Source organism: bacterium, from assembly GCA_004322275.1.
Classification (GTDB): domain Bacteria; phylum Desulfobacterota; class Deferrisomatia; order Deferrisomatales; family BM512; genus SCTA01.
This window is the reverse complement of the sequence record SCTA01000032.1, coordinates 61,603-74,450: the sequence shown is the minus strand read 5'-3', so window position 1 is coordinate 74,450 and position 12,848 is coordinate 61,603. Positions and strand designations below refer to the sequence as shown.

Sequence of the window (12,848 nt, the reverse complement as noted above, 5' to 3'; positions counted from 1 at the left end):
ACCTCGTTCATCGGTTAACCGGGGTAATTTGTTATTGTTAGCAATCGGGTCTAAAAGGTCAAGAAAAGTAATACAGTGTCTCTTGAGCCACGGCAATTGCAGTGCAAGGCGACACAAGAAACTAACGTTACCCTCTCGGCAATCTATTTCGGTGAAGGGCAAGGAGTCCGCAGGGCGCGCGGTCGAAGGCAGTAGCGTCACTACGCCAAGACCCGCGCCCGAGAAACGACACCGCCCTTCGCCGAAAGAGATTGCCGGGGCTACTCGTAGAGCCTGCGCAAAGTCCAGTCCAGCGCGAAAAGCGACAAAGCCAGCAACATCACCATCCAGTTAGCCCACGGCTCCTCCACCTTCTTGCCAACGACTTCGAGGCGCTTCTCGCCATCTTCCCTGAGGGCTTTGAAAAGCCCTTCCTCGTCGCCCCGGAGCACCCGGCCGCCGCTCTTTTTCGCCAGCTTCTCAAGGTACTCTTTGTCGAGGCCGACCCTCTGGGGCTCGGGGCTGGCGGGACCTACCGGGAAAGCCAGCTCGTCGCGCCCGAGAACCATCGCCCCCTTTTTCGCCTGAGCCTCCACCCGGTAGATGCCCCTCGCCTTCAGCGGTATCTCCTTCGCGACGTATTCCCCGGGCGCTTCTTCGCTAAAGACGAGTTCAAAGCTCTCTCCCTTCTCTCCGGTCAGCTTTCCCGTGACCTCCGCCCCCGCGGCGGGCTGGTATTCGGCGTCGAGGACCCTGGCGCGAAGGGTGAGGCCGTTTCCTTCCCGCAGCGTGGAGACGGGGGCGAGGAGGCGAAGGAGCTCCATGTCGGGGTCGTGCATCAGCCACCGCAGCGAGCTCGACCAGAAATCCCGGTAGACCGCCTCGTCGCCGCCGCGCGCCGCGTAGGGCAGCTTCCAGCGCCAGAGGGAATCGGTCAGCACCGCCATCGTCCTCCCCTCGCCGTACTCTCCGATTACTATGAGCGGCATCGGGCCGTATTCGTTTTGCGCCTGCGGGTTTTCGGCGAGGACTACTCCCCCGCCGCTAGCCCGCAGCGACCAGTTCTGGCCGTCGAGCTCGGGGAGGGAGTTCCAGAGTTCGCGGTTCTTCTCGGGGTCCGGGTCCCACTGGAAGATCGGGTGGGCGCTCCCCGCCTTCGTCAGACGGGGGCGGAAGGGCCCGTACCGCAGGAGGGAGCCCCCGAGGGCTCCGCCAAGTTCCACCGGCAGTATCTCTGTCAGCTTCGTCCCTTCGTACCCTCCGAGTCCGAAGGAGCGGTCGCCGCCGAGCATCGCGAAGCCGCCTCCGTCCTCCCGCACGAACTTTACGATGTTTTCGAGGTACTGAGGCGGCGCGTAGGGGCCGTAATCGAAATTGGCGTAAATCACCGCGTCGAAGGTGTGGAGTTCCTTCTCGAAAAGCTCCTGCGTGGGGAAGGGAATGAGCGAAAGCTCGCTTTCGGGAACCATCGACAGGTCGCGCGGGGTTCTGAGGATCAAAAAAGTTATCAGGTCCACCGAGGGGTCGGCGTTAAACCTGTCGCGCAGGAATTTCACGTCCCAGGTGGGGGTTCCGGCCACCAGAAGCACCCTCGTCTTGTCGCGGATGACCCCCACGGAAAACTGGGCGCTGTTGTTCTCCGCCGAATCCTCGCCGGGAACGGGCGAGAGTTCGAGCCTGTAGGCCTTCCTCCCCGTCCTCTTTGGGCCAAAAACGACTTTCGCCTCGTTTATGCCCTCTTTCAGTTCCACCTGCGTCGATTCGAGGAGGGTAGAGCCCTCATAGAGGGAGAGGCTGGTCTTTCCCGGCTTCAACCCCGAAAGGCCGATGCGGACGCGGACCTCCGCCGGGGTTCTGATGAAGGCGACCGGCGGGGTGTCCACCCCCTCTATCCATACGTCCCTGACATCTCCCCCGCTGAGGCCTACCGGGTAGACGGGTATGGAAATATCCGGGGGTTCGGTGTCTCTTGCGCGGTTCTCCCTGCCATCGGTGAGGAGAATTATACCGGCGATGCCGGGCCGCGAGCGCGCGACGCCCAGCAGGGTCGCCGAAAGGGGAGATTCCTGCTTCGCGAAACCTTCCGGGCCGAATTTAGCTTCCTTCGGCAGCGCGGGGGGCGGGTCGCCGAGGGTGAAGCGCTCGACGGCGTACCAGGGCTCAAGTTCCGAAAGGCCGCTTTCGTTCTTCCCCAGCCAGTCCAGAGCGGAGGCCGAAAGGGGGTTTTGCCCAAGCCCCATGCTGGCGGAGTCGTCGATGACCACCGCGAGGGGGGCTCGCTTTATCCTCGTGAGGTCGGTGTGGCGGGCGGGCCGCATCACTGCTATCACAGCGAGGAGGACGGCGAGCGAGCGGATGGCAATGAGCAGAACCCTTTGACCCGGCGGAAAACCGCGCGAGGAGGTAAACCCCGAAAACACGGCGAGGCCAAGCGCCGCGAAGGCCAGAGCGACGCCGGTAAAACTCGCGCCGAGAAATTCCCAGCCCGCCATCAGCGCTTTCTCCGCTTGAGGATGAAGGGGATGTGAACCTGATCCTTTTTGTAATTGCCCGTGAGGGCGTACATGGCGAGGTTAACCCCCAGCCGTATCGCCAGCTCGCGCTGACGCTCTCCTCCGGGAATGCAGGGGTTCGCGTAGCCGCCGAGCGGGTCGCCGTCCCACGCCCCCGCAAGGTCGTTATGGGTGAAGATTACCGGGGTCAGGTTCTCCCTCTCGATGCCGGTGAGCACCGGCCGGACTATCTTGCGACCGGGAGCCCCTGTGAGGAGGTAAAAGCTCTGGTAGACGGTGTGATCCGCCGGAAGGGGCTTCAAGGTCTCGCCGGGAAAGGCTTTTTCGAGCCACTTTTCGACGCCCCGAGCGAAGCCGGAGTTTTCGATGCCGGTGGCGTCGTCGAAGAGCACGAAGCCGCCGTGCTCCACGAAGCGGCGAAGCCAGAGCGCCGCCTGCTCTCCGGGGTCGGGAAAATCGCCGCGCCCGGCTATGCAGAGGAAGGGCAGGTTGAAAAGGCTCTCGTCCCCAGCCTCGACCTCTATCTTCCTCACGCCCGCCTCTATGCTGGTGCGTTTGCGAAGCTCCGCCATGAAGCGCGAAACCCCGTTGGGACTGGGGTCCCACGCTCCGGGATAGCGAAGCTGCGCCCACTGGAAGTAAGGGCGGGACTGCACCGGCTCCTCGCGCCCGCCCATCCCCGCGAAGGCCAGAGCGCCGTAACCCATCGAGAAGAGGAACTGCCGCCGCGTTATCGGCCTATCCATCGCTGCCCCTTCCCGCGAAGTCGAAGGCATCGCCACGCTTCCCGCTCTGCCAGCGGCCCGACAGAAGAGCCTCGAAGATCAGCGCCAGCAGGAGGAGAATGGCGACAATCGCCGAGACATCCCTTCGGCCCGCAGCCTTGCCCGCTCCTCCCTCGCCGATGGTGATACTTGCCGTACCGGCCGCCTTTTCAAGCTCCTCGGGGGAGATTTTTTCAAGGTCCGATTCGGCGGGGTCGATGCGGGCTACGAAACCCGCCACCGCGCGGCCGCCGCTTTCGACGAGGTGCGCCCCGGCTTCGGCCGGGATGAAGTCGGAGCCCCCCGGAACCAGAGAGGTCTTACCGCCGGACGGAGCGACCACAGTCACCGGCTCGCGGAGGGGAGAAAGGCTCCCCTGTCCTATGACGAGGTAGGGCGGAACCTCTCTTCGCAGCCGCCCGCCCGCGTAGAGGAGGAGCTTGTCCACGAAGGGAAGGAACTGGGGCTTGAGGCAAAGGTCCGACCAGTCGCGATCCACGGAGGCCGCCACGGTGACCAGCCTGCCCTTGCCTTCACCGCGCTCGACCACGAGGGGGGCCTGATCCAGAAGTCTGGCCAGCACGTTGGTCCCGCTGCCCGCTCCGACCTCCAGCAGCCAGTACTTTCTGGTGTGCGCTCCGGCGATGAGGGAAAGTTCGCCCTCGCCGAAGGGTTCGAGCGCCCCCGAAAACCCCTGCCTGTCCATCTCCTGATAGGGGGGGCGCAGCTTTCCCGCGCCGCCTGATACGGCTACGTCCCGAATCGGCGCGGCAAGGAGAGAAGCTAGTCCGCCGGGAGAGGAAGGGTCCTTTAGCGAATCCCCCGCGCTGACGATGAGCCCCATGCCTGAGCGAACCCTGGTGAGAATCAGGCTGGCCGCCGCCTCGGTAATAGCGCCGGGGTTTGCGAGCCACGCCACGTCGATGTCTTCAAGATCGCGCTCGGCGAGCTCCGGCAGGCGCACCTGCCGAAGGTCGAAACGCCCCTCCATCTTTCCGCCCGAGCCCAGAGCCCTCCTTAGGAAGACCGTCTCGTCCAGCAGCTCGAACCCCCTCGGGTCCCCGTTTATCAGAAGAACCTTCGTGGAGCCCCCCGAGGCGGCGACGAAGGGAAGGGAGTCGTCGGTTTCCAGGTCTCCGCCGGGCTCCGAAAACACCTCCACAACCTCCAGGGATTCCTTTATCTCCGGGCGAAAGAGCGCCTTTCCGTTTTCGACGAAGGCGGTCAGCTCCGTACCCGAACCCGTCCGGAGCCTTACCGTGCGCTCCGGAGGAGTCCCCTCGCCGCTGGAGCCGAGGGTCACCGAAAGCTCGTCGCCCCTCTGGACAACCTCGTCAATCCAGCCGTTTTTGGGATTCTTCCCGCCCACGTCGATAACTGTCACCGGCGCGCGCAAATTCTCCGCGCTCCCGATGCTCCTCCAGGCGTTTCGCTGCATGTCGGTGAGGACGACAATCTCCGCCCCTCCGCCGGAAGCGGCAAGCGCCGCGCCCCGCTCCAGCGCCCCGGCGAGCCCCGCGTCATCGTCGGCCGGAACCAGAGACTCAATCCGCCCCAGCGCCCCGGCGGGATCGGTAAAGGAATCGACCTCGTCGCCCTCTTTGGCCCTGGCCGTCGTGATTATGGCGAGACGGGCGGACTGCGTGGAGGAGCGGACGATCTTCTCCGCCTCCGCGACTGCCCTGCCGAGAGAACTTTCCCCGTTTTCCTTCGCCAGCATTGAGCGCGACACGTCCATGATTATGACGCGCCTCGCCGAGGAGCCCGCACCCGCCGTTTCGCACCCCGGCCCGGCGAAGAGCGCCGCCAAAAGCCCCATCACGGCGATTCTGGAGAGGAGGAGCAGGAGTCTTCGCAACCGCCACCTCGCCGCCGATTTCGCCATCGCCTTCTCCAGAAAGCGAAGGGTGGCGATCTTTATCACCCTCTTTCGCTTCCTGCCGAGGAGGTGTATGAGCACCGGCGCGGCGAGGGCGGCGAAGCCGAAGAGCAGTTCGGGGCGAAGCCAGCTAAAGGGCACGGCTGTCCTGCCTTTTGAGCGCCGCCGGCAAAAAGCGCCTCGCCTCTTCGATGTCCCGCAGGAAAACGTAGGGGAGCCCGGCCTCGTGAGCGCGTCCTGAGAGCTCGCGCACGAACGCTCTCAGCTCCTCCGCGTAGGCTTTCCGGAGCGCCGCCGGATCGGCGACGAGGAAGGAGGCGCTTTCTAGGTCCTCGAATCTTGTGGAATTCTCGAAGGGAAGGCCGGTTTCGTCCGGGTGCAGGAGATGGACGATGCGGGGATAAATCCCCCTCGCCTTCAGGGTGACGAAGGAGGAGAGGGTCTCGTCGCCCTCGTCCAGAAGGTCGCCCACCCAGACCAGCGCGGAGGGCTTGGGAAGCCGCTCGGCGCAGTACGCCAGGAGGGTGTCCTTTCCCGCGCTCCCGGCGGGGACCGTGGACGCAAGCACGTCCAGAAGCGAATCGAGCTGCGCCATCCCTCCCCTCGGCGGGATGAAGAAGGGCTCGGCGCCCGTTACGCAAAGGCCCACGGCGTCGCCCTGTCTCAGGAGCGCCGAGGAGATTGAGACGGCGATTCTGGCGGCTAGCTGGTACTTGGAACCCGTCAAAGTCCCCGAAGTTCCGCCGTAAGACATCGAACTGCTCGCATCCACGACGATAAGGGTCTTGGCCAGCCGCTCATCCTCGTACCTGCGCACGAAGTAGCGGTCGGACTTGGCGTAGACCCGCCAGTCGAGACTGCGGAGCTCGTCGCCGGGCATGTACTCCGTATGCTCGGAAAATTCGAGGCTCGACCCCCGAAGCCTGCTCCGGTGGATGCCGCGCACGGGAAAGGGCGTCGGCCTGCCGGGAAGCGGCGAGCGGCAGAGGGCCGCCAGAAGCTCGGCGTCGTAAAGGGATTCCCTGTCAAGCAACCGGCGTCTTCTCCATCACGGCTTTGATGACCTCCGCTACCGGGACGTTCTGGGCCTCGGCGCGGAAATTGAGCACTATTCTGTGGCTCAGGACCGGGGCGAGGAGAGCCTTCACGTCTTCGGGACCTGCGGCGTAGCGGCCGTCCAGAAGCGCCCTGGCCTTGGCTCCGAGGACGAGGTGCTGCGCGGCGCGCGGTCCCGCTCCCCAGGCCACCCACTCCCTTACCTTTTCGCTCGCCCCCTCGCCGGGGCGTGTCGCCCGGACGAGATTTACCGCGTACTCGACGGCCTTGTCGGCTATCGGCATCTTCGGGACGGCCTCCTGAAAGCGGGCTATCTCCCCGGGGCCGAGCACCTTCTGGACGCTCTGCGGCAAGCCGGAGGTGGTCTTTTTGACTATCTCTATCTCCTCCGCCATGTCGGGGTAGCCGACCTCTATGGAGAACATGAAGCGGTCGAGTTGCGCTTCGGGAAGGGGGTAGGTTCCTTCTTGCTCTATCGGGTTCTGGGTGGCGTAGACGAGGAAGGGCAGATCGAGTTTGTGGTCGGTCCCCCCGGCGCTCACCTTGTACTCCTGCATCGCCTGAAGGAGGGCGGCCTGAGTCTTCGGCGAGGTGCGGTTTATCTCGTCGGCGAGGAGAATGTTGGTGAAGATCGGCCCCTTGACGAACTTGAAGACCCTCCTGCCGGTAGCGTGGTCCTCCTCCAGAATCTCGGTGCCGGTGATGTCGGAGGGCATCAGATCGGGAGTGAACTGCACCCGGTTGAAGCCCAGGTCCAGAGCGTCGGCGAGGGTGTGGATGAGAAGGGTCTTCGCCAGCCCCGGAACGCCTATGAAAAGCCCGTGGCCGCGAGAAAAGAGCGAGATAAGGAGAAGCTCCACCACCTCTTTTTGCCCCACTATGACCTTTGAAAGCTCGGCAGTGACGCGCCCCCTGGCCTCTACGGCCTCGGCAACGAGTTTTCCGTCCACTTCTGTCGATTCGCTGCGGTTCATCCGGTTATCCTCATCTTGCCAATGCCCTCAGGGGTGCGGTTTTGCCGCTCCTTCAAAGGTCAGTATCTTCAAGAGTTTTAGCTGACGTTCGTACTCGGCTGTTTTGCCTGATTTTTTAGCCGCCTCGACAAGACCCATCCTGCCCGGCTCGTCGAAGGGGTTTATCTCCATGAGTTCCCCAAAGACTTCGTAAGCCTCGCCGTACCTTCCGAGTCCCATCAGCGCCTCGCCCTTTCTGGACCAGAGCACCCCGCGATCCTCGTAAATCCCTATCACTCCCTCGACCGCCGAAAGCGCCTTTTCGTATTCGCCCAGAGACAGCCTTCCGAGGGCGTATCTGGAGACGATGGAAGGGTTTTTCGGCGAGAGGCCGAACCCCTTTTCGTATTCCACAGCCGACGCCTTCATCCTTCCGCGCGAGCGCAGCATGTCGCCGAGGCGCGAGTAATCCTCCGCAACGGGGTCCAATATCCTGCCGGGTTCGAGGGCTCTTTCCCCGCCCTCGCCCCTAAGCTCGATGCCGAGCACCTCGATCTCGCTCTCCTGAGGAGGAAGGCTCCTGACCCACTCCTTCCACTCCTCCTCGAAGGAGGCGAAGGAGGAGCCCCACACCGCTTCCACGGCTTTCCGGTCGTCATCCCCCTTGCCGATGAGGCGCACAAGCTCCGGCAATCTTTCGGCTCCCTTCTTCTCCGCCAGAAACGCCATCATGGTGCTTACCTGCGCGAAGGCCAGGGAGGTGTCTTCCGCCGAGGGGAGCTTGGCCACCGAAGGGGACATCTTTTCGAGGGGAATCAGCGTCCCTTCCTTGAACCTCTTCGTGAGGAGGGCGAGGGCGAAGGGAGTCTCTCTTCCCGTGCGGCCGCGCCACGCCCCCTCGAAATGCCTGGCGAGCCCCTCGTGAATCCAGATCGGGGCCTTGCCCGCGCTCATCCGGAAGATGGCGAGGTGGACGTACTCATGGGCGAGGGTGTCAAGCCACCTGTAGCCCCAGACGGTCGAGCGGGGGCTCGCGATCATGATGCGGTTGAACTTGCAGAGCCCTACAGTCCCGCTGGTCTCCACCTCGGTCCTAGTAAGGGTCGAAACGGCGGTGAATTCCGGTATACCGGGGTAAATCTCTACGCGGACGATCCCCTCGGGAACGAAACCGAGTTCCTTTTCCAGCGCCTTTTGGGCCGCGTCGAGGGCTTCGAGGGCTTCGTCGGCCATGACCTCGTCGCGCGGGTTGTCCCAGTATACACGAAAACGCCCCTTCTCCCTCGATTTGAACTTCGCGGCGGAATCGCTCGTCACCTTCACGAGGTCTCTAAAGCTGTCTTCCAGCTTGTAATCGTCGAGAATCTTCAGGGCTTCGGAGTACCTTCCCTCGAAGAACCTGACGTGCGCGTCCAGAAGGTCGGTGGCGACCCCGGCTTTGCCCGCCTTTTTAAGAGAGTCAACGGCCTCCCTCGCCTCGGCGACCCTCCATTCCCCCAGAAGCTGGTTGCCCCTGTAGAAATCCACCGTTTCCCCCGAGACCCCGTAGACCTCGTTGGAAAGGGAACTTACCGGCAGGAGCGTGATTAGCGCGAGCACAAGGAAAAAGATCGACGTTACCCAAAAACTTCGCGATAAGAAACGGTTGCGCACCGATTCGCTTTTCTTGTCCCGGCGATGTCCCGAATCCTCCGGATATATAGCCGGAATAGTCGTTTTCTTTCTATCCCGGCTTTCTATTTCGGTGAAGGGCAAGGAGTCCGCAGGGCGCGCGGTCGCAGGCAGTAGCGTTACTACGCCAAGACCCGCGCCCGAGAAACGACGCGGTCCTTCGCCGAAAGAGGAAGCCAAAGGCCGGAAGCAGCCGCCACAGTGGTTCATTTTATGAGCCTTTCGTAATACCGCTCCACTTCCTCTTCGTAACCCTTGGGGAACTTGCCGCCGCGCATCTCCTTTAACACCTCTTCGCGGAAGCGCTTGAGCTCTGCGGCGTCCTTCTCGCCCGGTATCTCAACCCTGCTCTTGTCCACGGCGCGGCCTCCGCCGGGTTTTTTCCCGCCTCGGCCAGGCCCTTCCATCTCGCCGCCCATCCCCTCGCCCGCCTCCTCCATAGACTTGGCCAGCTCGGAGAGCTTTTCTATCGTCCCGCTCTGCTTCGGCATCGAGCCGAAGGGGTCGCCCTCGCCCATCTTCATGGAAGCTTCGCCGGAGGACTTTTTCGCTTCTCCGGCGATTCCCGGAAGATTGCCGCCGACGAAGGGTGTTTTTTTAGACAGTTCCGCAAGCTCGTTTTCCATTTCGCCGATGCGTTCGGAGAGAGATTTTTCCTTGCCGGAAAGCTCTTTTAGCTGCTTTTTGGACTCCTCGGGCACGAAATCCTTTCTCGAATCGAGCACCGACTGCAAATCTTTCTCCACCTCGGAAAGGGCCTTCTCCCCGTTCGCTCCCTTCTCGTCGATAGAGGTCTCGCGCTCGCTGTCGCCGGAGACCGCCTCCTTCGCCGCTTCCTTGAGGCCGCCGAGGTTCTCCTTCATCTGCCGCACGGACTCTCTGGCCTCGCCGAGGTTTTCTCTAAGCGCCCGCCGGGTCTGCCGCGAGGAGCCCGACACCTCGTTTAACTTCTTTATGGGCGTCTCCAGGGGCTTTTCGGGGTCCGGGGAGCGGTTCAGCTCCTCCGGTGGAATCTTCTGCAGTATCTCCCCCGCGCTCCTGTCGGCCTCGTTGATCCTCTTTTCCTGCAGGGCCAGAAAAGAGTCCTTTTTCTTCTCAAACTCGGCGAGGGCGTTCTTCGTGGCCTCGTCGGAGGCCTTGCGGGTCTCCCCCATAATCTTTTCCTGCTCGGCGAGAGCGGTTTTCGCCTTCTCGATCAGCTCTTTGAGCTTCTTCATCTCGGGCGACATCTCGCCCTCTCTGGACTTTTTGGCGGATTCCCCCATCTTGTCCATCATCTTCTGAATGTCGTTCATAATCTCTTCGGCGAGTTTGGCGGCTTTTTGGGTGTCTCCCGCCTTCAGCGCCTCGCGAAGCTCGGCCAGCTTCTGCGCCAGCCCGGTTTTCTGCATATCCTTCACCGCGTCGGAGTTTACGAAGGAATCCGGCATCTCTCCGTTTTTTGAAGCGAGCTTGTTCTGGAGCTCACGGAGGAGTTTTTCGATCTGGTCCACCGCCCTTGAAAGCTCCCTCGGGTCGTCGCCCTTTTGAAGCCTGTCGAAAAGATCTCTCTGGAGGGCCGCGAGCTCGTCGCCAAGGGTGAGCGCCTCGTCCATGCGCAGCCTCTTTATCAGGTCGTCGAGGAAGATTATGTCTCGCTCCAACTCGAAGACCAGAAGCGGCTCGGTCTTCTCGTCCTCCAGAAACTGCCCCAGCGTATCCCTTAGAGTCGCCTCTATCCCGGCGAGAGCTGTGGATTCGATGAACCCCTGCTCCATCCCCACGGCGACCCTTCCCATCAGCCCGTCGAGAAGCTTAAGGAGGTCCCCTGAGGTCTCGCGCAGCTTTTCCACCGTTTTGGCGTCCGGCGCGGGGTTTTCCAGCAGGTCTCCGAGGTGCGAGATCATCGCCTCCAGAAGGCGCTCTTCAAGCCCCTCGATTTCCGACTCCACCTTCCGGCGCGAAAGAAAGGTCAGGTAAACGGATTTGCTTGCCGCGATCTTGGGCCCCTGCACAGTATCCGAATCCTTCACCTCGACGCGAAGGTACGCGCCGTCGCCGAGTGTCGGATACGAAAGGGGCAGGAAGGAGAAGGTCCCCAGAGCCGTGGAGCCGGGCTTTACGGTTATCGGCAGGCGGACCTCCTCCGCTCCGGAAAGCACCAGTTCCGCGCTCTCCACCGAGAAGTCGTCGGTAGCAGTAAAGGCGACCAGGACCGCCTCGGTTCCGGCTATTTCGAGGTCGCCCGCGGGCTCCAGAAGCTCGACGGCGGGCTTTTCGTCCTCCAGAAGGGTGATCGTCCTCGCCCCGAAGGAGGAAGGGGCGGAGAGGCCGGACTTTTGGAAGGCGAGCGTGTAGACCCCTCCCTTCATCAGCGCCCAGCTCACGGTGAAAGCGTCTCCCGAGACGGCCAGGGGAATTTCCTCGCCGCCCGGCCCCTCGAAAACGCCGGAATCCACGGCGTAGGAGAGTTTTCCCGCCAGAGTGACCTTCGAGCCGGGGTAACCGCGCACCTCTCCGCCTACGCCTGCCTCCTTAAGCGGAGGAAGGCCGGTATAGGCCGGATACTCGACGGTCACGGAGAGATTGCCGACGGTCAGCTCGGGATTGGGGGCCTTGCCGGAGACCATGGCGAACCCGTCCCGGTAGCAGACCGGGCCGAAGTTGTAGAGAACGACCCAGAGAAGGGCGGTCCCGAGCATCGCGAGGGTCTTCGCGAGCGCTCCCCTGAGGGGAACGGCGGCTGAAACGTCAACCTTTTCAAGGGATTTTTCAGCCTTCTCAAGGTGGAGCTTCCGGAGTTCTTCGCTCGCCCCGCGCTCTTCCGCTCCCTCTTCTCCCCACGAGGAGAGGTCCGCGCCGGTGAGAAGGAGGTCGGCGAGATTCTTGTCGCCAAGGCCGATAAGGAGGGCTGTTTCGCCTGTCGAGCGGAGCGGCCGGGCTCTTTTCCATACCTTGAGCGCCGCGAAAACGCCGGTTATGGAGCCGAGAAGGAAGGCTACGGCGGCGGCGGTGTTCGCCCCTTTGCCGAACCAGCCGCAGAAGGGAAGCACCAGCGCAGGGAGGAGCGGCGCGACGGCGAGGAAGGTGAAGAGAGTCTCGATGATCCCGAGGACCATCAGCCTCTTTCGCGCGCCCTCGATTTTTTCGAGGAATTCCAAGGCGCGGCTCAAGGGTAGCTCTCCAGCACAGGTTCGCCGTAATAGACTTCCTTGAGCAAAAGCCCCTGCGGGGGAGCGGTGTCTCCCGCCCTCTTGCGGTCTTTACTCTCGATGATTCCGGGGACGGCGGAGGGTTCCAGCCGCCCGAGCCCCGCTTCCACCAGCGTTCCGGAGATGATCCTCACCATGTGGCGCAGAAAGCCGGAGCCGGTGACCTCTATTTCGATTATATCGCCTTGCCTTTCGACAGTAAGGGAGGTTATTTCGCGAAAGGCGTGGGGGGCGTCGCAACCGGTGGAGCGGAAAGCCTCGAAATCGTGGGCTCCGACGAGAAACTCTCCGGCCTTCGCCATCGCCCTGTCGTCGAGGGGCTTTCGGACCTGCCAGGTAAAGCGCCGCTGCAGCGCCGAGGCGATCTGCGAGTTATAGATTCTGTAGAGGTAGGTCTTGCCGAGGGCGCACCTTCTTGAGTCGAACTCCTCCCCCACCAGGTCAGCCCGCCAGACGGAAATATCCCGTGGCAGAAGGGAATTGAGGCCGTGAACGAACCCTTTGAGGGGAATATCCCTGGAGGTATGGAAATTGGCCGTCTGACCCCGCGAGTGGACGCCCGCGTCGGTACGGCCGGAAGCCTTGAGCTTTATCTCCTCGCCGGTCATGAGGCAAAGCGCGCCCTCCATGAGCTCCTGTATGGAGACTCCGTTGGGCTGGTACTGCCAGCCTACGTAATCGGTACCCTCATATTCGATGAGAAGCCGGATATTTCTCAAACCATGCCAGACTCCGCGCGGCGGCGGACGAAAAGAGGACGAGGCTGTCCGGAGGCGGCGGGAAACAAAAGAGGCTTTGCCGCCTGTCATCGGACGGCCCGACCGCCTGCCGGGTTTACGCTT

Annotated in this window: 8 protein-coding genes; all 8 read right to left on the bottom strand. The window is 62.7% G+C overall.

The window, feature by feature from the left end; genetic code table 11:
• Positions 1-260: 260 nt before the first annotated feature.
• From EPN96_09580 to truA, 8 genes are read right to left on the bottom strand one after another with little or no spacing between them, the layout of a single operon-like run.
• Complete coding sequence (locus tag EPN96_09580; GenBank protein ID TAL16374.1) at positions 261-2,471, bottom strand: hypothetical protein; 2,211 nt, start codon at positions 2,469-2,471, stop codon at positions 261-263.
• Entirely contained in the window at positions 2,471-3,268 is a 798-nt protein-coding gene (locus tag EPN96_09575; GenBank protein TAL16373.1) for a DUF4159 domain-containing protein, read from the bottom strand. The genes EPN96_09580 and EPN96_09575 overlap by 1 nt, the downstream gene beginning before the upstream one ends.
• Positions 3,231-5,276, bottom strand: a complete 2,046-nt coding sequence (locus EPN96_09570) for a hypothetical protein (GenBank protein TAL16372.1) — start codon at positions 5,274-5,276, stop codon at positions 3,231-3,233. The genes EPN96_09575 and EPN96_09570 overlap by 38 nt, the downstream gene beginning before the upstream one ends.
• Positions 5,266-6,168 (bottom strand): DUF58 domain-containing protein, encoded by a 903-nt coding sequence (locus EPN96_09565; protein ID TAL16371.1) that lies wholly within the window; start codon positions 6,166-6,168, stop codon positions 5,266-5,268. Before EPN96_09565 ends, EPN96_09570 begins: the two co-directional genes overlap by 11 nt.
• Positions 6,161-7,165, bottom strand: a complete 1,005-nt coding sequence (locus EPN96_09560) for a MoxR family ATPase (protein ID TAL16370.1) — start codon at positions 7,163-7,165, stop codon at positions 6,161-6,163. The genes EPN96_09565 and EPN96_09560 overlap by 8 nt, the downstream gene beginning before the upstream one ends.
• Before the next feature lie 27 nt (positions 7,166-7,192).
• Positions 7,193-9,025, bottom strand: coding sequence for a hypothetical protein (locus EPN96_09555; GenBank protein ID TAL16369.1), 1,833 nt, complete (start codon positions 9,023-9,025; stop codon positions 7,193-7,195).
• Complete coding sequence (locus EPN96_09550) at positions 9,022-11,967, bottom strand: hypothetical protein (protein ID TAL16368.1); 2,946 nt, start codon at positions 11,965-11,967, stop codon at positions 9,022-9,024. The genes EPN96_09555 and EPN96_09550 overlap by 4 nt, the downstream gene beginning before the upstream one ends.
• A complete protein-coding gene (gene truA, locus EPN96_09545) occupies positions 11,964-12,725 on the bottom strand; it encodes a tRNA pseudouridine(38-40) synthase TruA (GenBank protein TAL16367.1) in 762 nt (253 codons plus the stop codon). The genes EPN96_09550 and truA overlap by 4 nt, the downstream gene beginning before the upstream one ends.
• Between the last annotated feature and the right edge of the window lie 123 nt (positions 12,726-12,848).